Here is a 26808-nt window from a genome sequence, read left to right as displayed (position 1 = left end):
GCAAGTGAACCGGCCCACGCCAGTAAAAACCGATAACTTCTTCCTGCTGATCTTCCGGGCACTGCGCCACCGCCGTGTACCGATCGCATTACGCATCGCCAGCCATAACGTGATCCTGGTCGCTCTGGCCCTGGTGATCTACGCCTGTGTGATGGGTTTGCAGTTCAAACAGGCCATGCACGAGCAAGCCGACGCCCTGGGCGAGAGTTTGACGACCCAGACCGCCACCTCGGCGACTGAGTTGTTGGTGTCCAACGACATCCTCAGCCTCAACGTGCTGCTCAATAACCTGACCAAGAACCCGCTGGTGGCCCACGCTGCCATCTACAGCGTGGACAACCGGATCATGGCCGAAGCCGGGCAACGCCCGAAAAACGGCCTGCTGGGTGAAGCCGAAGGTTTGTATTCGAGCAACATCACCTTTCAGGATGTAAAGGCCGGCCAACTGCGCATCAGCCTTGATATGCAGCAATTCCAGCAGCCGATGACCATCAGCCTGCAAAGCATGGGCATCCTCAGTGCGATTCTGCTGGCGTTGGCCCTGGCTTTGAGCTTGCGCTTGGGTCGGCATATCTCCACACCGCTGATGCAACTGCGCATTTGGCTGCGGGATATCGACGAGCACACCCCGGCCACCGATCGTCAGGATGAAATCGGCGACCTCGCCCGCCAACTCCATGCCAGCTTCGCGCCGGAACCGGTAGTACCCGAGGCTCAACCCGAGCCTGAGTACGACGACACCGATTACGAAGACGAGCCTGAGTTTGAAGTGCGCGACCTGCGTGAACCAGGCTTTGACGAGGGCGCCCCGGTGGCAGGCCTCAAGCCTACGACACGGCAGGTGGTCAAGGCTGAAGAAGATGAACTGGATGATGAAGATCCGTTCGCCGACCTGCGCGACAACTCTTCCGCCACACCCACTATTGCGCCCGCACCAATACCGGTAAAAAACACCGAACCCCAGCACAGTGCTGTTTTAGCCGTGCAACTGGGTGCACAAGACCAACTGCGCCGCCTGCCCCGCGCCCGTCTGACAGAATTGTTGGAGCGTTATCGCGATTGCCTCGACCAGGCCGCCTCGCTGTATCAGAGCGAGCTGCACACCCTGAACGATGGCAGCACGCTGATGCTGTTCCACAGCGAAGACAGCGGCGAAGACTACCTGACCAACGCCATCTGCTGCGGCGAGTTGTTGCGTGCCCTGGGCCATGCTCTGCAAATCGAAGTGGCTGACAGCGGCATTACCTTGCAACTGCAACTGGGCCTGACGGTGGGCGACGATCTGTTTGGCATGAGCCAGATTGACCTGTTGCTCACTGAAATCGCCCAGGACGCACTGGCCTTGTCTCAACACAGCCGCAACCTGCTGCTGGTAGAGCGCAAGATCAGTGAAGACACGCTGATCCGCCAACGCGCGCGTATCCGCCCGATTGCCAGCCCTGAAGGGGCCAGTTGCGTGGAGCGGTTGATGGAGCCGTATCCGTCAATGCTGGAGCGCCAGTTGGCGCGGATGCATGAGACCCGCGCCAAGCACTAAAGAACACCGCCGCCCCCACAGTTAAAATGCGTACAACAAAAAGGCCCGCTTACTCAGCGGGCCTTTTTATTTGTCAGCGATTCAGATCAGAACCTGAACACTTCCATATCCGTACGAATTGGCACTGCCATCGGCATCTTCGGCTTTTCCGGGGCTGCCGGTTTAGCCTGCACTGGCGCTTGCTTGCGCGGCGCTTCAGCAATTGGCGGCTGGTTGGCCAGTGGCTTCAGCGCTACCGATAACTGCTGCGCCAAATGCTGCAACAACACGCCCTGGGCCTGGACCTGGGACGCGGTGGTGCCCGCGTGCTCTTCCTGAAGGTGCACGATGCGGTTATCGCGCACCTGGCCACGACGATCGATCAAGCGCCATTGCGCATCCAGGATCGCCGGCTGCGAAATGCCCGAATCGAGTCGGGTAATGGTCAGCAACACCTGCACATCCGGGGTAAAGCCGGTGGGCGCAGGTGCGAGCACCACACGCTGGCTGTCCAGTTGACCCGCGACTTGGCGCAACATCAGTTGGTTGATATCGGACGACAAACTGCCCGCCCAACGACCATCGACGGAACCTTGCAGGCTGCCGTCGTTCTGACGTTGCAGCAGGGTTTCGCGTTGCAGGTAATCAGCAACGACTACCGGACCAAGCAATACGGCCATGCCGGCAGTTTGTGCCGGTTGAGCCGGACTTCCGCTGTCCAGCTGGTACAACGACACCGGTTGGTGCGTGCTGCAACCCGCCAGCCCCAAAAGGCCAGCGAGCATCAAAATTAAAGGAAGGCGTGGAGCAGTCATCATCCCATCCAGGTGGCTGCCACCAGGCAAACCACAATGTAATACTAAAAATAACCTAAACACGCTCGGCCACGCCGGCGCTGGAAAGGCCATATCATCCGTGAATATGCGCCACGACTCCAGCGTCAAAGCGTCGATCTACGTGTTAAATCGTAGATCGAGGGCTCTAATAAGCCTTAAACAGGCGTTTCCACCAACAAAGCATCCACTCGCTGGAAGCCCCGTGGCAGTTTGTTGCCGCGTCGGCCGCGCTCACCCTTGTAGTGTTCAAGGTCGTCAGGGCGTAGCGACAATGTTCGCTTGCCGGCCTGAAGCACCAGGGTTGCGCCTTCGGGGACCACGGCGATGTCGGTCACGTACTCTTCGCGACTGGCCACACGCTCCCCGGGAATCCCGATAATCTTGTTGCCCTTGCCTTTGCCCAACTGCGGCAGGTCGCTGATCTTGAACACCAGCAAACGCCCTTCGGTGGTCACCGAGGCCAGCCAGTTGCTCTCACGATCATCCACCGGGCGCGGCAGGATTACCTTCGCGTTGTTCGGCAGACTCAACAGCGCCTTGCCCGCCTTGTTCTTGGCCTGCAGGTCTTCACCCTTGACCACAAAACCGTAACCCGCATCGGAAGCGATCACATACAGCGAATCGTCGTCCGGCAGCAGCACGCACTCGAAATTCGCCCCCGGTGGCGGCGTAAGACGACCGGTCAGCGGCTCACCCTGCCCCCGCGCGGAAGGCAAGGTGTGGGCCGGCACCGAGTAACTACGCCCGGTGGAGTCGATAAATACCGCAAACTGGTTGGAACGCCCGGCCGCAGCGGTCTTGAACCCGTCGCCAGCCTTATAAGACAAACCGGTGGCATCAATATCATGCCCCTTGGCGGAACGAACCCAACCCTTTTCCGACAGAACGACGGTGATTTTCTCGTTTGGCAGCAGCTCAGTTTCTGTCAGAGCCTTGGCTTCAGCACGCTCGACAATTGGCGAGCGACGGTCGTCACCATAGGTTTCAGCGTCTTTGATCAACTCGCTGCGCACCAGCTTCTTGAGCTTGGCCTCGCTGCCCAACAACGCTTGCAGCTTGGCTTGCTCCTTAAGCAGCGCATCTTGCTCATCGCGCAGCTTCATTTCTTCCAACCGTGCCAACTGACGCAAACGGGTGTCGAGGATGTAGTCAGCCTGGATCTCGCTCAGTTCGAAACGCGCGATCAACTCGGCTTTCGGGTGCTCAGCGGTACGGATGATGTGGATCACTTCGTCCAGGTTGAGATAGGCAATCAGCAAGCCGTCCAACAGGTGCAGGCGGCGCTCGACCTTATCCAGACGGAATTGCAGGCGGCGGCGCACGGTATTAACCCGGAACTCCAGCCACTCGACCAACAGGTTGCGCAGGTTTTTCAGCTGCGGCTTGCCGTCCAGGCCGATGATGTTGACGTTGACCCGGTAGCTGGACTCAAGGTCGGTGCTGGCAAACAGATGCTGCATCAGCACTTCATGATCGACCCGGCTATTGGTCGGGATAATCACAATACGGCAGGGGTTTTCGTGGTCGGACTCGTCACGCAGGTCGGCGACCTGCGGCAGTTTCGATGGCTTGGCCTGCATCAGCGCAGCAATCTGTTCCAGTACCTTGGCGCCGGACACTTGGTGCGGCAGCGCGGTAACAATAATGTCGCCGTCTTCGATGTGATAAACGGCGCGCATACGCACCGAGCCCTTGCCGGTTTCGTACATCTTCAACAGATCGGCGCGCGGCGTGATGATTTCTGCTTCGGTCGGGTAGTCCGGGCCCTGGATATGCTCGCAGAGCTGCTCGACCGTGGCTTTCGGTTCATCCAACAAACGCACGCAGGCCGTGGCGACTTCGCGCAGGTTATGCGGCGGAACGTCGGTGGCCATGCCGACCGCAATACCGGTGGTGCCATTGAGCAGGATATTCGGCAAGCGCGCCGGCAATACCAGCGGCTCGTCGAGGGTGCCGTCAAAGTTCGGGCCCCAATCTGCAGTGCCCTGACCCAGTTCGCTCAGCAGTACTTCCGAATAACGCGACAAGCGTGCTTCGGTGTAACGCATGGCGGCGAAGGACTTGGGATCATCCGGCGCACCCCAGTTACCCTGGCCGTCCACCAACGTGTAGCGGTAGCTGAACGGCTGGGCCATCAGCACCATGGCTTCATAGCAGGCCGAATCACCGTGGGGGTGGAACTTACCGAGCACGTCACCAACGGTACGCGCCGATTTCTTGTGCTTGGAATCGGCATCCAGGCCCAACTCACTCATGGCGTAGATGATGCGCCGTTGCACGGGCTTCAGGCCGTCGCCGATATGCGGCAAGGCACGGTCCATGATCACGTACATGGAGTAGTTGAGGTAGGCATTTTCGGTGAAGTCAGCCAGCGACCGGCGTTCTACGCCATCTAAGCTGTCTGCAAGGATGTCACTCATGCGGGCCTCATCATTGTTGGGTAAGGCGCAACGGAACTGCCGCTGCGCTGAATCAATTCAAAAAAGTGCAGGTTCATGGCTGGGCGCCCCAGCCACCGGCAGGAGCGGCGAAACGATAAACCATAGGGCGTTTTTCACCATCGGCGCGGGGACCGAAGTTATTGTCGATGCCCAACCAGGCACCGTCGGCATCCACCACCAGGGCTTCAGCCAAGCCATAAGACTGTGCGTAACGCCGGTTCGGCGTCAGCGTCTCGTCGGCAAACGACCAGCACAGCTCAACTTTGGCTGTGACTGCATCGCGCCGACAAATCTGGAACGCACTGCGCTCCAAGGTAAAGAGTTTGCCGTTGAACAGCGACAAGTCAGAAAAATCCTTGGACACAGCCTTGGCGTTAGTGAACTGCGCCGGCTGCATTTCTTGGCCGGCCTCGCTCAACAACACACACGGCCCATCGCAATCCCACAGCCTTTGCGGGCGCTTGATAGAGATTAAACCGCGCCGCTCACGCTCGGCAGCCAACCAAATCTGATTGCCTTCAGGATTTACCGCCAGGCCTTCAAACAAGGTATTGAAGTGCAGCAACAGGCCACTGGCACGCGCTTCACGCACCATGCCCGGGGCAATTTTCAACCACTCGGGCGCACCAGCCACCGGCACTTGCAGCACCGCCGCGTGAGCCTCGCTGACAATATAGCGGTTGCCGGCGGCATCACAGCTGATGCCTTCAAAGTCCAGATCACCACCGCGAATGAACGAAGCCGCCTTGGTGCGCGAACGCAAACCCCAAGGCAAACCAGACTCGGGCACGGGAGGCACGTCGATCTTCACCGTTTCGGCCTTCCAGGTCGGCGCGCTGATATCCAGGCGATAAATCTGGTCGTCATCGCGGTCGGAAACTGTCCACAACGCCTTGCCGCACAAGGCAAGGCCCGACAGATTACCGCCGCGCATGCCGTCCACCGGGTGTTCGGACACCAGCTTGAGTTCAGCCACGGGCGCGGCAACCACTTGGGTAGCCACCAACCCGCTCAACATCAGGATCGCCAGGGCGAAGCCTGTGCGCATTAGCCCAAAACCTCGGCCAGGTTGCCTTTGGATTCCAGCCACGACTTGCGATCCGGCGCACGCTTTTTCGCCAGCAACATGTCCATCATTTCCGACGTGGCGGCGTAGTCTTCCAGGGTCAACTGCACCAGGCGTCGGGTATTCGGGTCCATGGTGGTTTCGCGCAATTGCGGCGGGTTCATTTCACCCAGGCCTTTAAATCGCGTGACCTGTGGCTTGCCGCGCTTCTTCTCGGCCACCAGGCGATCGAGAATGCCATCGCGCTCGGCTTCGTCCAGGGCGTAGAAAATCTCTTTGCCCAGATCGATGCGGTACAGCGGCGGCATGGCGACGTAGACATGACCGGCATCCACCAGCGGGCGGAAGTGCTGCACGAACAGCGCACAAAGCAGCGTTGCAATGTGCAGACCGTCGGAGTCGGCGTCGGCGAGGATGCAGATCTTGCCATAGCGTAATTGGCTGATGTCCGCCGCGCCCGGGTCGACACCGATGGCCACGGCAATGTTGTGCACTTCCTGGCTGGCCAGGACTTCGCTGCCATCAACTTCCCACGTGTTGAGGATCTTGCCGCGCAACGGCAGGATCGCCTGGAACTCCTTGTCCCGCGCTTGCTTGGCGGAACCGCCTGCGGAATCACCTTCCACCAGGAATAACTCGGAGCGCATCGGGTCTTGCCCGGCGCAATCGGCCAGCTTGCCCGGCAGTGCCGGGCCCGCGGTAATACGCTTGCGTTCGACCTTCTTGCTGGCTTTGAGGCGACGGCCGGCGTTGTTGATCGCCAGTTCGGCCAGGGCCAGGCCCAGCTCCGGGTGCTCGTTGAGCCACAGGCTGAAGGCATCCTTGACCACACCGGAGACAAACGCCGCCGCTTCGCGGGACGACAGACGCTCTTTGGTCTGGCCGGAGAATTGCGGCTCCTGCATTTTCATCGACAGCACGAACGCGATGCGCTCCCACACGTCTTCCGGTGCCAGCTTCACGCCCCGCGGCAACAGGCTGCGGTATTCGCAGAATTCGCGCATGGCATCCAGCAAACCCTGGCGCAAACCGTTGACGTGGGTGCCACCCTGGGCAGTAGGGATCAGGTTGACGTAGCTTTCCTGCACGCTGTCGCCACCTTCCGGCAACCACAGCAGCGCCCAATCGACCGCTTCTTTATTACCGGCCAGGCTGCCGCAGAACGGCTCGTTGGGCAGGCGTTCGAAGTCGCTGACGGAGTCTTCCAGATAGGAGCGCAAGCCATCTTCGTAGTGCCACTCGACCTTTTCACCAGTGCCTTTGTCCTCAAAGCTGACCAGCAGGCCCGGGCACAACACGGCCTTGGCCTTGAGCACATGCTTGAGGCGGCTGATGGAGAATTTTGGCGAATCGAAATATTTCGGGTCCGGCGCGAAGTACACGCTGGTACCGGTATTGCGCTTGCCAACGGTGCCGATCACTTCCAGGTCGGTGGCTTTGTAGCCATCGGCGAAGGTCATCTGGTACTCGTTGCCGTCGCGCTTGACCTTGACCCGAACATGATTCGACAGGGCGTTGACCACCGAAATACCCACGCCGTGCAAGCCGCCGGAGAACTGGTAGTTCTTGTTGGAAAACTTACCGCCGGCGTGCAGCTTGGTGAGGATCAGCTCGACGCCCGACACACCCTCTTCCGGGTGAATGTCCACCGGCATGCCGCGACCATCGTCGGACACTTCCAGGGAGTGGTCAGCGTGGAGGATGACTTGTACCGACTTGGCGTGCCCGGCCAAGGCTTCGTCGACACTGTTGTCGATGACTTCCTGGGCAAGGTGGTTCGGCCGACTGGTGTCGGTGTACATGCCGGGGCGTTTGCGCACCGGGTCGAGGCCCGAGAGGACTTCGATGGCGTCGGCGTTATAAGAGCTAGCGCTGGGAGTGGCCATGGGGTCTCGTCGTGAGTCGTTCGATTAAAAAGTGGCCTTCGATTCTTACAGTGAAGAAAAATCGAAGGATTGATACTGATCAGGGCCAATACCGGCAAAGCTCAACATCGCCGGCAGTTGCTGGGCGAACCCCTGGTAACCATGGTCGCCACCGGCCTGGATGCGCAAGGCACAGGCCCGGTAATACTGTTGGGCGAGGCGATAATCCAGTGTTTCATCCCCGGTCTGCAACCACACCTGATAACGCGCGGCATCCTGGGGCGCCGGGACTTCCAGCTCGGCCAGGGCCGTGACGTGGTCGCGGGTCAGTTCCCAGGTTTCATCGGTGTAGAGGTTCTTCTGGGTGCCCAGGTAACCGTCGAACATCCGATGGGGGCTGACCGCCGGGTTGACCAGCAGCGCCTTGAGGCCATGGCGTTCGGCAAGATGGGTTGCATAGTAGCCGCCGAGTGAGCTGCCGACCAGCAGCGGCCGCCCCAGTTGCGCAATGGCCTCCTCCAATTGAGGAATTGCCTGACGGGGATGGTGATGCAGGGCCGGAACACGCAATTGGTCGGCCAGGCCGAGATTGTCCATCACGGTGATCAGTTGGCTGGCTTTGTTGGACGCCGGCGCGCTGTTGAAACCGTGGATATACAAGATCGAAGCAGACATGCCGGGCTCTCCGTGCATCAGCCAAAGAGGCGCAGTTTACAGGTAAATCTCAGTAACCGTTGCTACCGTAGTCCACCGTAAACTCGAAGCCGACCAACCGCTCTACCCCGGTCTCCAACCGTCCGTCGGCATGCAACCGTAGCCAGCGATACCCAGGCGCCTGCTCGCTGACGTCGAAGTCCTCGCTGCCCGGTGTGAACTGGATGCAGGTGGACGGTGAGGCCAACAGGCGCACGCCATTACGTTCGAGGTCTATCTCCTGATGCACATGGCCCCAGAGCAGCGCCTTGACCTGCGGGAAGCGGTCCAGCACGGCAAACAAGGCTTCAGGGTTACGCAAGCCGATGGGCTCCATCCACGCGCAACCGATGGACACCGGGTGGTGATGAAAGCACACCAGATGGTGCCGACTCGGCGCTTCGCTCAGGGCTTGGGCGAGCAATTGCAGTTGCTGGTCTTGCAGATAACCCGGCACCGAGCCCGGTACGGCGGAGTCCAGCAGGGTCACGCGCCAGTTGCCGATGTCGACTACCGGCTCCAGCAAATCGCTGTGCACGGCGGCGCGGGCCATGATCTGCGGCTCGTCGTGGTTACCAGGGATCCAGCGGGCCGGGGCAGAAAGGGTCCCGGTCATATCGCGAAATTGTTGGTAGGACTCAAGCGTACCGTCCTGAGACAGGTCCCCCGTGGCCAGCAGCAAATCTATCTGCGGCTGCTGCTCGCGCACCCGTTCGATCACCCGTTTCAGGCTTTCGCGGGTGTTCATGCCTAGCAGCGTGGTGTCGCCCTCGGCAAACAGGTGGCTGTCGGACAACTGCACCAGCATCGCCGGCGCATCAGGGCTCACGGTGGATACGCGGGGCAAGGTGGTCTCCCAAGCAATCACAGGAATGGACGTTTGACACGATTATGCTGGGGCAGAAACAAAGAGGAAACCCAGGAAGCAGACGCAGTTCACATCTACCGCACGACTTCGAATTCATGGCCCAAGGCCAGGCAGTGGCTCAACCATTCACCGAGGAACACATTGAGTTGTGCTTTCTCATCGGGCTGGTGCATGAACACATTCGGGTAAGGATAGATGCTGCGAAAGCGCCGCGCATGTTCGGCGCTGATCACCTCGGCCATCCGTGCGTCGTGATACACCTGAACCTCCAGTTGCGGCACCGGCAGCCACGGCAGGCTGTGTTCCTGGCGCACGCGCAGGGTGGTGGTGTATGGGCAGTTCACGATGACTTCAAGGGTCAGCACGCCGAGCATCTGATCGCCATGGGTCACGGCAATACGCCGCGCCTCGGGGGTGCGGCGCATGTCGGGGAGCAGGCGCATCAGCCGCGCATAGTTGGCTTCGCAGGCGGCTTGCAGCCCGATCAGGTCGACTCGATAACGTTCCCGTGCCTTTACTGCCATAACCCCCTCACTTCCGCGCGGTTAAGCGCAAGCCATTGCAGGGCGATAATGCTGGCTGCGTTGGAAATTTTGCCGTCACGCACCGCCTGCAGGGCATCTTCGAACGCCCAGCGAGTAACGCGGATATCTTCTGCCTCTTCTTCCAGTCCATGGACACCTCCTGCCCCCGAGCTGTCGCAACGCCCCAGATACAAGTGCACCAATTCAGTACTGCCGCCGGGCGATGGGAAATACTGGGTGATCGGCCACAACGCGGAGAACGTCAGTCCAGCTTCCTCCTCGGCTTCGCGGTGCGCAACCTCCTCCGGCTCTTCATCCTTGTCGATCAGACCTGCGACCATTTCCACCAGCCAGGGGTTGTCGGTACGCCCCATGGCGCCAACGCGGAACTGCTCGATCAACACCACTTCATCGCGCTGCGGATCGTAGGGCAACACGCACACCGCGTCATGACGAACGAAGACTTCGCGATTGATCAACCGGCTCATGCCGCCATCGAATTTTTCGTGGCGCAGTTGCACGCGATCAAGCTTGTAGAAGCCCTGGTAGGCATTGTCGCGCTGAACAATCTCGATTTTGTTCGGCGTCGATTTCGCAATGTCCGTCATATCTTTCCTCGTTGTACAGGTGCAATTCGCGCCATCCTAACGCGCTCCTGCCCCCGGTGCAGCCCCTTTCCGGTTGCCGGGATAGGCGGCGGGCGTCAAACTCACTCTAATCAGCTTAGTGGCGAACTGACTGCCTTGTTGGCAGTCCAAGCGCTACTCTTTTCGCTCTCCATCGATTTCCGAAGGACGCACATGTCGCTTTTAAAAATCGCCTCCGTGGCCTGTATTGCCTTGACTCTGGGTGCTTGCCAGAGCCTGTTCCAGCCCAGCTATCTCAAGCCGTTGGACACAAAGCCCGACGCCTCGGAACAGATCAAGCCCGGCTGCGACAGCCCTGACTGCCCGCTGGTAAATATCGATACCGTGCACTTCCCCAGCGAGCCACAACTGGACACCCTGGTGGAACAACGCCTGCTGCAAATGACCCGCACCACGCCCGGCGCCAGCGTGCCGGCGACCCTGAACGCCTACCGCGACAAGTTCCTGCGTGAGTCACCCGACCGTAACAGCATGTACTTGCAAGCCAAGGTACGTGAGCAGCATGACGGACTGGTGATCGTTGAAGTGTCGAGTTATCTGGATACCGGTGCCGCCCACGGCGAGCCCGGCCGTGGTTTCATCAACTATTCGCGCCTGTTGCACAAGGAACTGAGCCTGACCGACATGCTACTGCCGGGCCAGGAGCAGGCGTTCTGGAACACCGCGAAAGTTACCCACAACAGCTGGCTGATTAACTCGCAGATGGACCGCGACCCGGAGTTCGTGAAGAACTGGCCGTTCCAGAAGACCCCGAACATTGCCCTGACCAGCGGCGGCGTGGTGCTCAAGTACAATGTGGCCACCATTGCCCCTTACGCATTGGGGCTGATCGAAATGACCATCCCCTATGCGCGCCTCACTGGCGTGCTCAAGCCTGAGCTGGTGCCCGCGCGCCACTGAAGGCCCGGCCCAGGATGAATTGCAACAACCCTGCCAGCACCAGTGCCGGCAGGGTCGCGCCAACGTCCGGATACACGTTGGCCAGCAGGTGATAGGTGGCGATGCCGCCTAACCACGCCACCAACGCCGGCCAATGCAGGTTGGCGATTACGCCCTGGCCACGGCGGCGCAGGATGAAGTGATCCACCAACACCACGCCGAACAGGGGCGCAAACACCGAGCCGATCAGCAACAGAAAGTTCTGGTACTGCGCCAACGGTGCAAAGCAGGCGATCAGGGTGCAAATCACACCGATGGCCAAGGCCAGGTGCTCGACCTTCAAGCGCAACAGAATCCCGCTGGACACCGCCGCCGAGTGAATATCGGCAAAGGCGTTTTCCGACTCGTCCAACAGGATCAGCAGCAGCGGAATCCCCAGGCCTGCACCGGCCAGTGCCAGCAATAGCGCATTCACCTCACCGCTGGGGGCAAACGCCAGGGTGTAGGCCACGCCCAGGCTCATCAGCCAGAAATTACCGATAAAGAAGCCCAGCGCGGTGCCGCCGAACACGCTTTTCGCGCGCTTGCCGAAACGTGAGTAATCAGCAATCAGCGGCAGCCACGACAGCGGCATCGCGATGGCGATATCAAAACCCACCGCAAATGGCATCGAGCCGTCACCGGACTTGGCCCAGAGCGCGGCAAGGTCGGCTTTGGCGAACAGGTTCCAGGTCAGCCACAGGCAGGCGGCGAGCAGCAGCCAGATGCCCCATTTGCGCAGGATTTTCCGTACAAACGTCAGCGGACCGCTGACGGCAAGCAACGTCGCCAAACCACCGAAAAACAGCGTCCACAGCAATGGACTGGCCAACAGGCTGCCTTCGCTGAAAGCACGGGTGCCGAGCAAGCTGGCGGCATCGCGCATCACGATGATTTCAAACGAACCCCAGCCGATCAGCTGCAGCAGGTTCAGCAACGCCGGCAAGCTCGCGCCTTTGGCGCCGAGGCTGAGTTTGAGGGCGGCCATGGCGGACAGGCCGGTTTCGCTGCCGATCACGCCGACGGCGGCCAGCAACAACACGCCCACCAAGGTGCCAAGGAAAATGGCCAGCAATGAGCCGGACAAGCCCAGGCCTGGCGCGAGCAATGCCCCCGTTTGCAGGACCATCAGGCCGATGCCGAGGGAGAACCATAGGGAGAACAGGTCGCGGGCGCCGAAGACACGTTTGTCGCTCGGCACTGCTATGTCAGGAGAGTAAGTACTCGGTTGGATACTCAAGGGTGTTATCTCTGAGGGGCTGATCGTTCCCACGCTCTGCGTGGGAATGCCGCTTTGGACGCTCTGCGTCCGCCTTTGTGACGCACAGCGTCACGGGATGCATTCCCACGCAGAGCGTGGGAACGATCATCGGTGCTAGACCTTTTTGTAAAGCTGACTACCTTCCTGCTTGAACCGCTCCGCCTGCTCCGCCAAGCCCTTGGCCACATCGACATCCACCGCTTCAATGCGCTGGTTGGCGGCGTACTCACGCACTTCCTGGGTGATTTTCATCGAGCAGAACTTCGGCCCGCACATCGAGCAGAAATGCGCGACCTTGGCCGAGTCCTTCGGCAGGGTTTCATCGTGGTACGAGCGCGCGGTGTCCGGGTCCAGGCCGAGGTTGAACTGGTCTTCCCAACGGAATTCGAAGCGCGCCTTGCTCAAGGCGTTATCGCGAATCTGCGCACCGGGGTGGCCTTTGGCGAGGTCAGCTGCGTGGGCCGCGATCTTGTAGGTGATGATCCCGGTCTTCACGTCATCCTTGTTCGGCAAGCCCAGGTGTTCCTTGGGCGTGACGTAGCAGAGCATGGCGCAACCGAACCAGCCGATCATCGCAGCACCGATGCCAGACGTGATGTGGTCGTAGCCCGGCGCAATGTCGGTGGTCAGCGGGCCGAGGGTGTAGAACGGCGCTTCGTCGCAGCATTCCAGCTGCTTGTCCATGTTCTCTTTGATCAACTGCATCGGCACGTGGCCAGGGCCTTCGATCATGGTTTGCACGTCGTGCTTCCAGGCGGTCTTGGTCAGCTCGCCAAGGGTTTCCAACTCACCGAATTGCGCGGCGTCGTTGGCGTCGGCAATCGAGCCCGGACGCAGGCCATCACCGAGGGAGAAGCTGACGTCATAGGCCTTCATGATTTCGCAGATTTCATCGAAATGCGTGTAGGTGAAGTTCTCTTTGTGGTGCGCCAGGCACCACTTGGCCATGATCGAGCCGCCACGGGAAACGATACCAGTGACACGCTTGGCGGTCAGCGGCACATAGCGCAGCAGCACGCCGGCGTGGATGGTGAAGTAGTCGACGCCCTGCTCGGCCTGTTCGATCAGGGTGTCGCGGAACAACTCCCAGGTCAGGTCCTCAGCGGCACCGCCAACTTTTTCCAGGGCTTGGTAGATCGGCACGGTACCGATCGGCACCGGCGAGTTGCGGATGATCCACTCGCGGGTTTCATGGATGTGTTTACCGGTGGACAAGTCCATCACGGTGTCCGAACCCCAACGAATGCCCCAGGTCAGTTTCGCCACTTCTTCTTCGATGGACGAACCCAGGGCGCTGTTGCCGATGTTGCCGTTGATCTTCACCAGGAAGTTACGGCCGATGATCATCGGTTCCAATTCAGTGTGGTTGATGTTGGCCGGGATGATCGCGCGGCCACGGGCGATTTCTTCGCGCACAAATTCCGGGGTGATGATTTTTGGCACGCTGGCACCGAAGCTGTGGCCGGCGTGCTGCTGGTCGAGCAGGCCGGTGGCGCGGGCCTCTTCGAGCTTCATGTTTTCGCGGATGGCGACGTACTCCATCTCGGCGGTGATGATGCCTTTGCGCGCGTAGTGCATCTGGGTGACGTTGGCCCCGGCTTTGGCGCGGCGCGGGTTCTTCACGTGGGCGAAGCGCAGCGCGGTCAGCTCGGCATCGCTCAAGCGCTGTTGGCCGAAATGCGAGCTCAGGCCAGGCAGGCGCTCGGTGTCGCCACGCACTTCGATCCACGGCGAACGCACATCGCCCAGGCCTTTGCGCACATCGATGATCACGTTGGGGTCGGTGTACGGGCCGGAGGTGTCATAAACCACCACGGGCGCGTTGATTTCACCGCCGAAATCGGTGGGGGTCACGTCCAGGCTGACTTCGCGCATCGGCACAAGGATGTCCGGGCGAGTACCCTGAACGTAGATTTTTTGCGAGCGGGTAAACGGCTGCACAGAGCCGGAGTCGACTTTGGCCGATTCACTCAAGTGCACGGTATTTTTTAGTTTTGTACTCATCACGGGCTCTCCAACTATCCAGGCGGTGGATTTTTGTCGGAGCGAACCTGTGACGGATGGACGCACTGATAACAGTGCTGTGCCTGGTACACGAGGGTTGTTCGATGGTCGAACAACATCCCGGACGAAGCACAAGAGGACTCGCCGGGGGACGAGAAATCTTGTTCCCTACGCAGGCGCTAACCTGATCAGGTTCAACGGGATCCGGTATTTACCGATCTCAGCCTTCCAACAAGGCACCCCGACAAGAACGCGGCCAGTCTAGACCGGCGCGGGCAAATTGCCAATGAGCTACGCATTCAGCGTGATGAATGGCGTGATTGCAGGATTGTTGTGCCGCGATCTCGCCACTACACTCGGGTGCTGCCTCAATGCTTGACGCCAGGAGCGGCCAGTCTTAGCCTTGGGCACTAAATTATTGTCGTAATATTCACTCTAGGGATCGCCTCATGCTGCGCAAACTCTCACTGGCTCTCGCCGTGTCTTGTGCGACCAACGGAATGGTCTGGGCAGCTGAAGCGCCCTTGTCCGCCAAAACCGACCTGGTCAGCGTCTACCAGGAAGCGGTGAACAATAACTCCGACCTGGCCGCCGCGCGCGCCCAATACGGTGCGCAAAAAGAAGTGGTACCCCAGGCCCGCGCCGGGCTGCTGCCGAATTTGTCGGCCGGCGCCGACAGCAATAACGTGCGCACCCAAATCTACCAGCCGGGCGCTACGGCCAACCGCGATGCCCACTCTTGGCGTGCGACCTTGAGCCAACCGCTGTTTCGCGCAGATCGCTGGTTCCAGCTGCAAGCCGCAGAAGCCGTCAACGAGCAGGCCTCGCTGCAACTCTCGGCCACCGAACAGAACCTGATCCTGCAAAGCGCCGAGAATTACTTCGCCGTGCTGCGCGCCCAGGACAACCTGGCCTCGACCAAGGCTGAAGAAAACGCCTTCAAGCGCCAACTCGACCAGTCCAACGAACGCTTTGATGTGGGCCTGTCGGACAAGACTGACGTGTTGCAATCCCAGGCCAGCTACGACACCGCCCGCGCCAACCGCATCGTCGCGCAGCGTCAGGTGGACGACGCCTTTGAAGCGCTGATCACCCTGACCAATCGCCAGTACAACTCGATCCAGGGCATCGTCCACACGCTACCGGTGCTGCCACCGGCGCCGAATGACGCCAAAGCCTGGGTCGAAACCGCCGGCCGCCAGAACCTGAACCTGCTCGCCAGCAACTACGCGGTGACCGCCGCCGAAGAAACCCTGAAACAGCGCAAGGCCGGCCATGCGCCGACCCTCGACGCGGTTGCGCAATACGAAAAGGGTGACAACGACGCGCTAGGCTTCAGCAACCCGAACCAACTGCCCGTGCCGTACGGTGGCGACGTGTCCCAGCGCACCATTGGCCTGCGCCTGAGCATCCCGATCTACAGCGGCGGCCTCACCAGTTCGCAAGTGCGAGAGTCTTACTCGCGTCTTGACCAGACCGAGCAGCAACGTGAAGGCCTGCGCCGCCAGGTGGTGGAAAACACACGCAACCTGCACCGCGCGGTGAACACCGATGTAGAACAGGTACAGGCCCGCCGCCAGTCGATCATCTCCAACCAGAGCGCAGTGGAAGCCACGGAAATCGGTTATCAAGTGGGTACGCGCAACATCGTCGACGTGCTGGACTCGCAGCGCCAGCTCTACTCGTCGGTGCGCAACTACAACAACAGCCGCTACGACTACATCCTCGACAACCTGCGGTTGAAGCAGGCTGCGGGCACGCTCAACCCAGGGGATTTGCAGGATCTGACGCGCTATCTCAAGGCTGACTACAACCCGGATAAAGACTTCCTGCCACCGGACCTTGCCAAAGCCGCCGCCGAACAGCTCAAAGCTCGCCCAGGTTATTGATAGCAGTCCCCTGTAGGAGCCGGCTTGCTGGCGATAGCATCACCTTGGTGTATCAGAAGTACCGAGGTGTCTGCATCGCTGGCAAGCCAGCTCCTACAAGGTAATCAAGCGGTCCAAACCATCCAGCAAGCGCTTCAAGGCACCCTGATTGGCCTGCATCACCCCAAGCCCCGCCTGCGCCATCTTGCGTGCATCCTGCGGCAGCTCGAACAGCTGTCGTACTGCCTCGGCCAATCCTTCGGCATCATCGACCTCTCGCAATGCACCCGCGTCGCGCATCATCGCGGTGATTTCGAGGAAGTTGAACACATGCGGGCCCATGATTACAGGCTTGCCAAGCGCCGCCGGCTCAAGCGGGTTGTGACCGCCAGTCGCCACCAAACTACCGCCGACGAAGGCGCTGTCGGCCAACGCATAGAGAAACAACAACTCGCCCATGGTGTCGCCGAGCAATACCGAGGTTTGCGCGGTAACGGGTTCGCCGCTGGAACGGCGTACCGTGGCAAACCCTTGTTGCCCACACAGCTCAAACATCGGGCCGAAACGTTCCTGATGGCGCGGCACCAAAATCAGCAGCGCGTTGGGATAGCTGGCGAGCAGTTGGCGATGAGCCGCAAGCACCACCTCGTCCTCGCCTTCGTGCGTACTGGCGGCGATCCACACCGGGCGTTCGCTGGCACCCCATTGATCACGCAAGGCCTCGGCGCGCACCGGCAACTGCGGGTCGATGGTCAAGTCGAACTTGATCGAACCGGTGACTTCGACGGTTTCCGGGCGAGCGCCCAGGCTCAGAAAGCGCTGGGCTTCGGTTTGCGTCTGCACCGCGAACAGGCTCATTTGCGACAGCATCGGCGCCGTGAGCTTGGCAAAGCGTGCGTAGCCTTTGGCCGAACGCGCCGACAGTCGTGCATTGGCCAGCGCCACCGGAATACCGCGCTGGGCGCAGGCGTGGATGTGATTGGGCCACAACTCGGTTTCCATGATCACGGCCAGCTTGGGCTGAACCCGGTCCAGGAAACGCTTGGCGGCGCAGGGCAAGTCATAAGGCAAATAGCAGTGCTGAATGCGCGGCTCATTAGCGAACAGCGCCTGGATGCGCTCCGAACCGGTAGGCGTCATGCAGGTAACGGTGATCGGCAGCGTGGGATGACGCTCAAGCAGCCCGCGCACCATTGGCGCGGCAGCGATGCTTTCGCCCACCGACACGGCATGCACCCAGATCCCGCCCGGCTGCATCTGCGGCAGGCCATAGGAAAAGCGCTCACCGACACGCTTGGCGTAGGCCGGCGCTTTGCGCGCGCGCAGCCACAGACGTAAAGCCACCAACGGCAGCGCCAGGTAAAACAGACAGCTGTAGAGAGTTCTATTCATGGCGGCGGAGTTTATCGGCTTTTTCAGTCGATCGCCTGCAAGCACTCGGCAAATCGTTCAGCCAGGAAGCGCGCAGCGGGGCCGAGGTGCTCGTCGCGGCGCCAGACCAGCTCCACCACCAGAGCGGGCGGCGTCCATTCGCTATCCAGTTCAACCATTTGTTGTTGATACGTCGGGTACTGCACGATGTGCCTCGGCAACCAGGCCCAGCCCAAGCCACTCATCATCCATTCGGCCAACACGTAGAAACTGTCGGCGCGCCATACCAGTGGGCTGGCGGCTTCACTGCCGGGGTAGACGCTGGTCTGGGTCGACATCAGTAACTGGCGAAACTGCGCCAGTTGCTGGCACGTCACGTACTTTTCCTTGGCCAGTGGATGATTCACACCGCACACCGTGACCATTTCCACGCTGCCCACCACCCGCCGCTCAAGCGCCTCGGGGATTTGATCGTGATAGAACAACAGGCCCAGGTCCGCCTTGCGCTCCACCAACTTGCGCGCCACATCCCCCTGGGCAGCGCTGGACAGTTGCACTTCCAAATGTGGGTATTGCCCGGCCAGGGCCTCCAGGCTGTCGAGCACCGGCTTGAACAGCATGGCCTCGTCCTGTGCCAGACGCAGACAGGCCTCCTCACCGCGCGTCAGTGACAACGCCCGACCGTTGAGCCGCTCACATTGGCGCAACACCTCGCGCGCTTCCTCTAGCAATACGCTGCCGGCCTCGGTCAATTTCGGCTGGCGGCCGCTGCTACGCTCAAACAGGCTCAGCCCCAAGTCCGCCTCCAGCAGCGCAATCGCGTTGCTCACCGCCGATTGCGCTTTGCGCTGGTCGCGCGCCACCGCCGAAAACGAACGCTGTTCGGCAACGCTGACAAACAGGCGCATCTGTTCCAGGTTCCATTGCACGCTCATGGCTCAACCCATCTTTAATTCGGATAGGTAATGACTTTACCCCATCTTCTTGAGCGTTAGAATGTCGACATTATTCAAGCACGCCACATACCGAGGATTACCCCATGAATGCCGCCTACGTTTACCTGGCCATTGCCATTTGCTCGGAAGTGATTGCGACTGTTTCCATGAAAGCCATCAAGGGCTTCAGCACGCCGATCCCACTGCTGCTGGTGATCGTCGGTTATGGCGTGGCGTTCTGGATGTTGACCCTGGTGGTGCGCACTGTGCCGGTGGGCGTGGCCTACGCGGTGTGGGCTGGGATGGGGATCGTGTTGGTCAGCGTCGCGGCGCTGTTTATCTACGGACAGAAACTCGATGTCCCGGCGATGATGGGGATGGGCCTGATTGTGTTGGGCGTCGTGGTGATTCAGCTGTTCTCGAAAACCGCCGGGCACTGATTGTTCGCTTGAGACTCAAGCGAATCCGAAATTCGCAGCCTCGCTAAAGCTCGACAGCGCCTACGGTGTGCATGGCTTGAGAATGTATACTTGGCGCCTTGTTTTGAAGTGAGGTCGCCCATGCCATCCGTTATTTCCACCGACGTTCTGATTGTCGGCGCCGGAGTTGCCGGCCTCTGGCTCAATGCGCGCCTGCGCAGCCAGGGGTTTTCCACGGTGGTTGTGGAAAGCGCCACCTTGGGTGGCGGGCAAAGCGTGAAGTCCCAGGGGATCATTCACGGCGGTGCGAAATACGCCTTGCACGGCGCCCTCACCGGCGCCTCCGAAGCCATTGCCGATATGCCGCGCCGTTGGCGTGAAGCGCTGGCGGGTAACGGAGAACTGGATTTGTCCGGCGTGCGCTTACTCTCCGAAGCCCATTACCTGTGGTCCCCCGGCACGATCGCCGGCAATCTCACCAGCTTCTTCGCCAGCAAGGCCGTGCGTGGCCGCGTCGATCAGGTCAAGGGCGATGAGTTGCCTGCGGCCCTGCAAGACCGCCGCTTCAAGGGCAAGGTCTATCGCCTGGCGGAATTGGTGGTCGATGTGCCGAGCCTGATCGAGCGCCTGGCACAATTGGCCGGTAACGGCTTGCTAGCCGGGCAGCACATCGAACCGCTGCTGGAAGGCGACACACTGGTGGGCTTGAAGGTCGATGACCGCGAGATCCGTGCCCAGCGCATCGTGTTGAGCGCCGGTGGCGGCACGGCGGATGTGCTGAGTGCCTTGGGTCTCAGCCAGCCGGCCATGCAAAAACGCCCGCTGCACATGATCATCGCCAAAGGCCCAGGCCTGAAACCGCTGTACGCCCATTGCCTGGGCGGCGGCACCAAGCCGCGCATCACCGTCACTACCCACCCGGCAGCGGATGGCAATTGGGTGTGGTACATGGGCGGCGATATCGCCGAGGCGGATGGCGTGGCACGCACACCTGAAGAACAGATTGCCACCGCACAAAAAGAGCTGGCACAACTGCTGCCGTGGATCGACATGAGCCAGACCCAGTGGGCAACCCTGCGCGTCGACCGCGCCGAGCCGCTGCAATCGGGCCTGACCCGCCCCGACAATGCCTTCCTCGCCGAACAGGGCCGCCTGCTGGTGGGCTGGCCGACCAAACTGGCCCTGGCGCCGGACTTCGCTGATCGGGTACTCAACGCCCTGGAACGTGATGGCATCCGCCCAAACGTCACCGAAGCCCTGCCCGCCCTGCCAAAACCGGCCCTTGGCCAACCTGCCTGGGAGCAACTGTTGCCGTGAGCCTGCCAACCCTTCACGACCTGCATCGCCCCCTGGGCAGCACCGGCCTGCTGGTGTCGCCACTGGGCTTGGGCACCGTCAAGCTGGGCCGCGACCAAGGGGTGAAATACCCCAACGGCTTCCAGATTCCCGATGATGACGAAGCGCGCATGTTATTGCGCCAGGCCCAACAGTTGGGCATCAACCTGATCGACACCGCCCCGGCTTATGGCCGCAGTGAAGAACGCCTGGGGCCGTTGTTACGTGGCCAACGTAAGGACTGGGTGATTGTCAGCAAGGTTGGCGAAGAGTTTGCCGATGGCGTGTCCCATCACGATTTCAGCGCGGCCCATACCCGGATGTCGATCGAACGCAGCTTGAAACGCCTTGAAACGGATTTCATCGACTTGGTACTGGTGCATTCCGATGGCAATGACTTGCACATCCTCAACGATTGCGAGGTTTACCAGACCCTGGCGGACCTGAAAAAAGAGGGCAAGATCCGCGGTTTCGGCTTCTCCGGCAAAACCGTCGAAGGCGGCGTGAAGGCTCTGGAGCAGGGCGATTGCGCGATGGTCACCTACAATCTGAACGAGCAGGCCGAGAAAGCCGTCATTGATTATGCGGCGGCCCACGGCAAAGGCATCCTGGTGAAAAAGGCCCTGGCCAGCGGCCACGTTTGCCTTGAGCCTGGAATGGATCCAATTCATGCCAGTTTCATGCTGTTGTTTGCGCAAACGGGCGTCGCCAGTGCTATTGTCGGGACCATTAATCCGCTGCACCTGGCCCATAACGTGGCGACCGCTGCACAGGTCATTCGTCAACTCTGATGCCGCCGACGCGGCCGACCCCGTCGCAAGAAGGAGCCGACATGCCGCGAACGCTTATTAGAAAAAACCCCAGCAACTTTAAAACACTGCCGCTGCACGTCGAAGCCACCCCCGAAGGCCTGAGCTACCACAGCGTAGGCATGCCGCTCAACTTCGCCCAAACCCTGCAACGGCGCAAGCCGGTAGAGGTGGCAAACCCCGAGCGTTTCGCCCTGGAACTGGCGAACCTCGGCGTGTCGGTGCGACTGACCCTGCATTGGCAAAACAAGGATTACTGGGTGCTGGTGCGCCAACGCCGCCAGGACCGTGGTGACGTAGTGCTCAAGCTGATTTCCGGCTACGTTCCCGCCCATGAACTGAACCTGCCGCTGCACACCGCCATCCAGGAAATTGCCGAAGAATGCCTGCTGGAGACACCCGAAGGCTGGCTCGGCGGGCGCTTCAACGACACCTGGCTACCGGCCCCCTACTCCAGCGCCCTGCATTACCGCGAAGCGCTGCCGTTTCGCTTAAGCCCCTTGTCCGGTGCCGCCCGCCCCGTGCGCTGCGCGACCACTCAATTGATCGAGCGCCCGCGGGCCTACGTGCACCTGCCCACGGCTTCACTGCAATTGATTTATGACTTGCGTCTGGAAGTGCCGAAGGAAGCTAAATCCCTCAGCCTGTTCCATGTGGATGAGCGGCTGGAGGGTGACCAACTGGTGGCACGCCTGGACCGCCAGCGCCCGGATTTGTACCTGATGCCGCTAAAGGACGGCCAACCCCTTGCCGAGCTGTACACCGTCAAGAAGGATCAGCTTTACCCGGCCAGTACACGTGGGCTGTACCTGGCAGAAAGCTTCGCCCAGCAGGAAGGTTGGCTGGTGCGCGATGAGCGGATTCGCTGGAAGGATTGGCTGAGGCAGCAAGGCCTGGCTGAACCCGAAAAAGAATCGAAACTCAAGCGCTTGACCGGCAAGGCGCGGCAGATGCTGCGCAAGATTGTGCCAAAGAAAAAAGCCAGCCACTGAGGACTGGCTTCTAGCGGATCAGGCCTTGAGCAACCGCTCCAGGCCCACCTTCAACGGCGTAGGCTCGGGCAGCCTGAAGCTCGCCAACAACCGCTGGTTGTTGGCCCGCGAATGCCGAATATCCCCCGAACGTGCTGGACCGTAAGTGATAGCAGGCAACTGGCCAACCACCTCTTCCAGTGCCTGCAACACCTGCTTGAGCGTCGTGGTACGATTCCAGCCTACGTTGATTGCACCCAGCGGTGCATCAGGTGCCTCGATGGCCTGCACCAACACATCCACCAGATCTTCCACATACATGAAATCGCGGGTTTGCTCGCCATCACCAAACACGGTGATCGGCACGCCCTGCTGCACGCGCTCGCTGAAGATACTGATCACTCCGGAGTACGGCGATGACGGATCCTGGCGCGGTCCGAAGATATTGAAGAAGCGGAAAATCACCGGCTCCAGGCCATGCTGGCGGCGGTAGAAGTCGAAGTAGTGCTCACCGGCCAACTTGTCCGAGGCGTAAGGCGTCAAAGGCGCCTTGGTGGTCTCCTCATCAATCGAGGCCCCTTCGCCGTTGTTGCCATACACCGCCGCACTGGAAGCAAATACCACCCGCTTCACACCGGCTTTGCGCATGGCTTCGCAGACATTCAAGGTGCCGACAAAATTGCTCTGGTGAGTACTGACCGGGTCATCCACCGAAGCCTGTACCGAGGCCACTGCCGCCAAGTGCACCACTGCCGTCGCGCCAACAGCCGCACGCGCCACCAGCTCGGCATCAGCGACATCACCCTCAAGCAACTCAACACGCGGATTGTCCAACGGCAAATTGCTGCGCTTGCCGGTGGACAGGTCATCCAGCACCCGCACCGCATAGCCTTTGGCGAGCAACGCATCAACCAGATGCGAGCCGATAAAACCGGCACCGCCGGTGATCAGAACCCACTTATCAGCCTTACTCATTGTTGCGGATCTTCTCGACAATGGCCGTGGTCGAGCTGTTTTCAACCAACCCCAGCACTTTGACCGTACCGCCGTAGGCGCTGACGATGTCTGCCCCAACGACCTGGTCGACGGAATAGTCGCCGCCCTTGACCAAGACATCCGGCTTGACCTGGGCCAGCAGGTTTTCCGGGGTCCCCTCCGGAAAACTGATTACCCAGTCCACCGCACCCAACCCGGCCAATACGGCCATGCGCCGGTCGACACTGTTGATCGGGCGGCCCGGGCCTTTCAGGCGACTGACCGACGCATCGTCATTGACCGCGACGATCAGGCGATCACCTTGAGCACGCGCCTGTTCCAGGTAAGTCACATGACCGGCGTGCAGGATGTCGAAGCAGCCGTTGGTGAACACAATGCTTTCGTTGTGGGCACGGGCATCGTCAATCGCCAGCAGCAATTGCTCGATACCCAGCACGCCACGCTCCGAGCCTTCGGAGCGCTGGATCGCCCGGCGCAACTCAGGGGCGCTGATAGCCGCGGTACCCAACTTGCCGACCACGATGCCCGCCGCCAGGTTGGCCAGGGCCACGGCGTGGGGCAGTTCTTCGCCAGCCGCAATCGAGGCGGCCAGGGTGGAAATCACAGTATCGCCGGCGCCGGTAACGTCGAATACTTCACGGGCGCGTGCCGGCAAGTGCATGGCCGGGTGGCCCGGGCGCAGCAGGGTCATGCCGTGTTCGCCACGGGTCACCAGCAAGGCGCCCAGGTCAAGGTCGGCCATCAGCGTTGCGCCCTTGCTCACCAGTTCGTGCTCATCGGCGCAACCGCCGACGATGGCTTCGAACTCACTGAGGTTTGGCGTGATCAGGCTGGCGCCCCGATAAATCGAGAAGTCCTTGCCCTTTGGATCAGCCAGAACCGGGATGTTCCGAGCCTTAGCAGCCTGGATCAGCATCTGGTGGTTTCTCAACGCACCTTTGCCGTAGTCGGACAACACCAGCACTTTAATACCTTCGAGCAACTCGTCGACCTGGGCGCTGAGGGCCAGGGCGTCAGTGGCGAAGGGTTCTTCAAAATCGATACGCAGCAATTGCTGATGACGGCTCATGACCCGCAGCTTGACGATAGTCGGCTGATGGGGGATGCGCTGGAACACTGCACGCACGCCAGCACCGCGCAGGCTGTTGGCCAGGCTGTCGGCGGCTTCGTCGTCGCCGGTCACACCCACCAGGGAGGCCGGGGCGCCGAGGGCGGCAATATTGAGGGCAACGTTGGCAGCGCCACCTGGACGGTCTTCGATTTGCTCGACCTTAACTACCGGTACCGGCGCCTCAGGGGAAATCCGTGAGGTACCGCCATGCCAGTAACGGTCGAGCATGACATCGCCGACCACCAAGACAGGGGCTTGATCGAATCGCGGCATGGACAACTTCATGGAGCAACCCACATACAAAATGAACAGGGGCGCGATATTAGCACAGGGTTAGCGAAGGCTTGTGGGGGGAGTGCAATGTAGGAGCCAGCTTGCCGGCGATGCGGTCACTGCGGTTTTCCAGTCGAACCGCGGCGATGCCATCGCCGGCAAGCCGGCCCCTACAGAGTCAGGTGATATCGGCCGATACCGGGGCATCCAGGCCCATGGCATGCAGGCGTGCGTAATAGCCATTCTGCGCCAACAGCTCGGCATGGGTGCCGCGTTCGACAATTCGACCGTCGTCCATCACCAGGATCAGGTCGGCCTTCTCGATGGTCGACAGCCGGTGTGCAATCACCAGGGTCGTACGACCTTGCATGACTTTATCCAGAGCCGCCTGAATGTGCCGCTCGGATTCAGTGTCGAGGGCCGAGGTGGCCTCATCGAGAATCAGCAGCGGCGCGTTCTTCAGCAAGGCCCGAGCGATTGCCAGGCGCTGGCGTTGGCCGCCGGACAACAACACGCCGTTTTCACCGACCGGAGTATCAAAGCCTTTTGGCAACTGGTCGATGAAGTCCTTGGCATAGGCATCCGCCGCCGCCGCTTCAACGTCCTCTCGGGGCGCACCGGCCAGGTCGCCGTAAGCGATGTTGTTGGTGACGGTGTCGCTGAACAAGGTGACATGCTGGGTTACCTGGGCAATGTGCTTGCGCAGGTTGAGCAGCTTGTAGTCTTCGATCTCGACGCCATCCAGCAGGATTTCACCACTTTCATGGTGATAGAAACGTGGGATCAGGCTGGCCAGAGTCGACTTGCCACTGCCGGAGCGCCCTACCAGGGCGATCATCTGCCCAGGCTCGGCGGTAAAGCTGATGTCCTTGAGCACATGGCGTTCGGTGCCGGGGTAGGTGAAGTTCAGGTGGCGCACTTCCAGGCGACCACTGACCTTGTCGCGCTCGATGGTGCCGCGGTCGACCTCCTTCTCTTCGTCCAACTGCTCGAAAATACTTTCAGCACCGGCCACCCCTTTCTGGATGGTCGAGCTGACTTCCGACAATTGGCGAATCGGCTTGGGCAACAAGCCCGCCAGGGTGATGTAAGCCACCATGTCACCGGCCGACGCGTCGCCACGCAGGTAAAGCACCAGGAACATCAGCACCGCCATGGCGGAGTAGATCACCAGTTGCAGCGCCGGAGTGTAGATCGCCCCGGTGCGGGTCATGCGCAGTTGCTTGTCGGTGTTGCTTTGGCTGGCCTTGAGGAAGCGTTTCTCTTCATAGACCTCGCCACCGAAGCTACGCACCACACGGTAGCCCTGGATGGTTTCCGAGGCTACGTGGGTCACGTCGCCCATGGCGACCTGGATTTTCTTGCTCTGTTTGCGGAATTTTTTGCTGGCCGTACTGACCATCACTGCGATCAACGGCAGGATGGCGATCATCACCAGCGTCAGGCGCCAGTTCATGTACAGCAAGGAGGCGAACAGGAAGATCACCGTCATGCCTTCGCGGATCACCACCTTGATGGCATCAGTCGCCGCCCCGGTGACCATGGTCACGTTGAAGGTAATCCGAGAAATCAGATGCCCGGAGTTATGGTTGTCGAAGTAACGGTTGGGCAGCGTCAGCAGGTTGTTGAACAACTGCACCCGCAGGTCGTGGACCAGGCCCAGGGAAACCTTGGCCAACAGGTAGTTGCCAAGGAACGAACCCAGGCCCTGCCAGGCGGCAATCAGAATGATCAACAAGGGCACGGCTTGCAGCAATTGCAGGTCACGCAGGAGCGGTACGTTGGGGAACAGCACCGCTTCCGGGTTGGATAGGCCGTCGACGAAGTACTTGAGGATGTACCCCAGCATTGGCTGGGTCGACGCGAAAATCAGAAATCCGACGATACTCAACGCAAACAAGCCGGCGTAGGGCTTAACGTAACTGAGCAGGCGGAAGTATATTTTCAAGCTCGAAGGGCTTGCGCTCGGACTGGAGTCGGTCATATCACGCGGCGTTTTGAAAAAGGAGGCTGACTTTAGCACAGCTTCTCTGTTGTACTTGCACCCAGCATGACCCTCAGCCCGGTTGGACCCAACCGAA

General features: G+C 60.5%; 22 protein-coding genes and 1 riboswitch. Of the genes, 7 read left to right on the top strand and 15 right to left on the bottom strand.

The window, feature by feature from the left end; genetic code table 11:
- Positions 1-4: 4 nt before the first annotated feature.
- Positions 5-1537, top strand: coding sequence for an AhpA/YtjB family protein (locus BFL40_RS01590; RefSeq protein WP_071482764.1), 1533 nt, complete (start codon positions 5-7; stop codon positions 1535-1537).
- A gap of 86 nt (positions 1538-1623) precedes the next feature.
- Here BFL40_RS01590 and BFL40_RS01585 read toward each other — a convergent pair whose 3' ends face one another.
- The 8 genes from BFL40_RS01585 to BFL40_RS01550 form a co-directional block, all read right to left on the bottom strand.
- Positions 1624-2331, bottom strand: a complete 708-nt coding sequence (locus BFL40_RS01585; protein ID WP_074851671.1) for a PqiC family protein — start codon at positions 2329-2331, stop codon at positions 1624-1626.
- A 176-nt stretch (positions 2332-2507) separates the two neighbouring features.
- Positions 2508-4772, bottom strand: a complete 2265-nt coding sequence (parC, locus tag BFL40_RS01580) for a DNA topoisomerase IV subunit A (RefSeq protein ID WP_071482762.1) — start codon at positions 4770-4772, stop codon at positions 2508-2510.
- A gap of 73 nt (positions 4773-4845) precedes the next feature.
- On the bottom strand, positions 4846-5841 hold the full coding sequence (locus BFL40_RS01575; protein WP_071482761.1) for an esterase-like activity of phytase family protein: 996 nt from the start codon (positions 5839-5841) through the stop codon (positions 4846-4848).
- Positions 5841-7745, bottom strand: coding sequence for a DNA topoisomerase IV subunit B (gene parE, locus BFL40_RS01570; protein ID WP_071482760.1), 1905 nt, complete (start codon positions 7743-7745; stop codon positions 5841-5843). Before parE ends, BFL40_RS01575 begins: the two co-directional genes overlap by 1 nt.
- A 45-nt stretch (positions 7746-7790) precedes the next feature.
- A complete protein-coding gene (locus BFL40_RS01565; RefSeq protein ID WP_071482759.1) occupies positions 7791-8399 on the bottom strand; it encodes a YqiA/YcfP family alpha/beta fold hydrolase in 609 nt (202 codons plus the stop codon).
- A gap of 49 nt (positions 8400-8448) precedes the next feature.
- Complete coding sequence (gene cpdA, locus BFL40_RS01560; RefSeq protein ID WP_071482758.1) at positions 8449-9264, bottom strand: 3',5'-cyclic-AMP phosphodiesterase; 816 nt, start codon at positions 9262-9264, stop codon at positions 8449-8451.
- Positions 9265-9359: 95 nt separating this feature from the next.
- Complete coding sequence (locus BFL40_RS01555) at positions 9360-9809, bottom strand: DUF1249 domain-containing protein (RefSeq protein WP_071482757.1); 450 nt, start codon at positions 9807-9809, stop codon at positions 9360-9362.
- Entirely contained in the window at positions 9800-10417 is a 618-nt protein-coding gene (locus BFL40_RS01550; protein WP_071482756.1) for an NUDIX domain-containing protein, read from the bottom strand. Before BFL40_RS01550 ends, BFL40_RS01555 begins: the two co-directional genes overlap by 10 nt.
- Positions 10418-10609: 192 nt before the next feature.
- Between BFL40_RS01550 and BFL40_RS01545 the strand changes: the two genes are divergently transcribed.
- Positions 10610-11356 (top strand): RsiV family protein, encoded by a 747-nt coding sequence (locus BFL40_RS01545; RefSeq protein WP_071482755.1) that lies wholly within the window; start codon positions 10610-10612, stop codon positions 11354-11356.
- On the opposite strand, the gene cytX is transcribed toward BFL40_RS01545, so the two are convergent.
- On the bottom strand, positions 11325-12614 hold the full coding sequence (gene cytX / locus BFL40_RS01540) for a putative hydroxymethylpyrimidine transporter CytX (protein ID WP_071482754.1): 1290 nt from the start codon (positions 12612-12614) through the stop codon (positions 11325-11327). The genes BFL40_RS01545 and cytX overlap by 32 nt on opposite strands.
- A 135-nt stretch (positions 12615-12749) precedes the next feature.
- The gene (gene thiC, locus BFL40_RS01535; RefSeq protein WP_071482753.1) at positions 12750-14639 is read right to left on the bottom strand and encodes a phosphomethylpyrimidine synthase ThiC; all 1890 of its coding nucleotides are present in this window, start codon (positions 14637-14639) and stop codon (positions 12750-12752) included.
- A gap of 148 nt (positions 14640-14787) precedes the next feature.
- A riboswitch (TPP riboswitch) is annotated at positions 14788-14893 on the bottom strand.
- 195 nt (positions 14894-15088) lie between these two features.
- Here thiC and BFL40_RS01530 point away from each other — a divergent pair.
- The gene (locus BFL40_RS01530; RefSeq protein WP_071482752.1) at positions 15089-16528 is read left to right on the top strand and encodes a TolC family outer membrane protein; all 1440 of its coding nucleotides are present in this window, start codon (positions 15089-15091) and stop codon (positions 16526-16528) included.
- A gap of 93 nt (positions 16529-16621) precedes the next feature.
- Here the strand turns inward: BFL40_RS01530 and waaA are convergent, their stop codons facing one another.
- Together waaA and BFL40_RS01520 are read right to left on the bottom strand one after the other, a co-directional pair.
- Positions 16622-17899, bottom strand: coding sequence for a lipid IV(A) 3-deoxy-D-manno-octulosonic acid transferase (gene waaA / locus BFL40_RS01525; RefSeq protein WP_071482751.1), 1278 nt, complete (start codon positions 17897-17899; stop codon positions 16622-16624).
- A gap of 23 nt (positions 17900-17922) precedes the next feature.
- A complete protein-coding gene (locus BFL40_RS01520; RefSeq protein WP_071482750.1) occupies positions 17923-18813 on the bottom strand; it encodes a LysR family transcriptional regulator in 891 nt (296 codons plus the stop codon).
- Between the two features lie 104 nt (positions 18814-18917).
- On the opposite strand from BFL40_RS01520, the gene BFL40_RS01515 reads away from it, so the two are divergent.
- From BFL40_RS01515 to BFL40_RS01500, 4 genes are all read left to right on the top strand, one after another.
- Positions 18918-19253 (top strand): DMT family transporter, encoded by a 336-nt coding sequence (locus BFL40_RS01515; RefSeq protein ID WP_071482749.1) that lies wholly within the window; start codon positions 18918-18920, stop codon positions 19251-19253.
- A gap of 120 nt (positions 19254-19373) precedes the next feature.
- Positions 19374-20549: an NAD(P)/FAD-dependent oxidoreductase gene (locus BFL40_RS01510; protein ID WP_071482748.1), complete on the top strand. Its 1176-nt coding sequence runs from the start codon at positions 19374-19376 to the stop codon at positions 20547-20549.
- Positions 20546-21358 (top strand): aldo/keto reductase, encoded by an 813-nt coding sequence (locus BFL40_RS01505; protein WP_071482747.1) that lies wholly within the window; start codon positions 20546-20548, stop codon positions 21356-21358. Before BFL40_RS01510 ends, BFL40_RS01505 begins: the two co-directional genes overlap by 4 nt.
- A 41-nt stretch (positions 21359-21399) precedes the next feature.
- Positions 21400-22368: a metal ABC transporter ATPase gene (locus BFL40_RS01500; RefSeq protein ID WP_071482746.1), complete on the top strand. Its 969-nt coding sequence runs from the start codon at positions 21400-21402 to the stop codon at positions 22366-22368.
- Positions 22369-22386: 18 nt separating this feature from the next.
- Here the strand turns inward: BFL40_RS01500 and pgnE are convergent, their stop codons facing one another.
- The 3 genes from pgnE to msbA form a co-directional block, all read right to left on the bottom strand.
- Positions 22387-23322, bottom strand: coding sequence for a UDP-N-acetylglucosamine epimerase PgnE (gene pgnE / locus BFL40_RS01495; RefSeq protein ID WP_071482745.1), 936 nt, complete (start codon positions 23320-23322; stop codon positions 22387-22389).
- The gene (gene hldE, locus BFL40_RS01490) at positions 23315-24739 is read right to left on the bottom strand and encodes a bifunctional D-glycero-beta-D-manno-heptose-7-phosphate kinase/D-glycero-beta-D-manno-heptose 1-phosphate adenylyltransferase HldE (protein ID WP_071482744.1); all 1425 of its coding nucleotides are present in this window, start codon (positions 24737-24739) and stop codon (positions 23315-23317) included. Before hldE ends, pgnE begins: the two co-directional genes overlap by 8 nt.
- A 166-nt stretch (positions 24740-24905) precedes the next feature.
- Positions 24906-26711, bottom strand: coding sequence for a lipid A export permease/ATP-binding protein MsbA (gene msbA, locus BFL40_RS01485; RefSeq protein WP_071482859.1), 1806 nt, complete (start codon positions 26709-26711; stop codon positions 24906-24908).
- Positions 26712-26808: the final 97 nt, after the last annotated feature.

The sequence above is a fragment of the Pseudomonas costantinii genome (genome assembly GCF_001870435.1).
Lineage (GTDB): Bacteria > Pseudomonadota > Gammaproteobacteria > Pseudomonadales > Pseudomonadaceae > Aquipseudomonas > Aquipseudomonas costantinii.
Note: the sequence above shows the minus strand (reverse complement) of the source record. Positions and strands in the feature narration are given on the sequence as shown.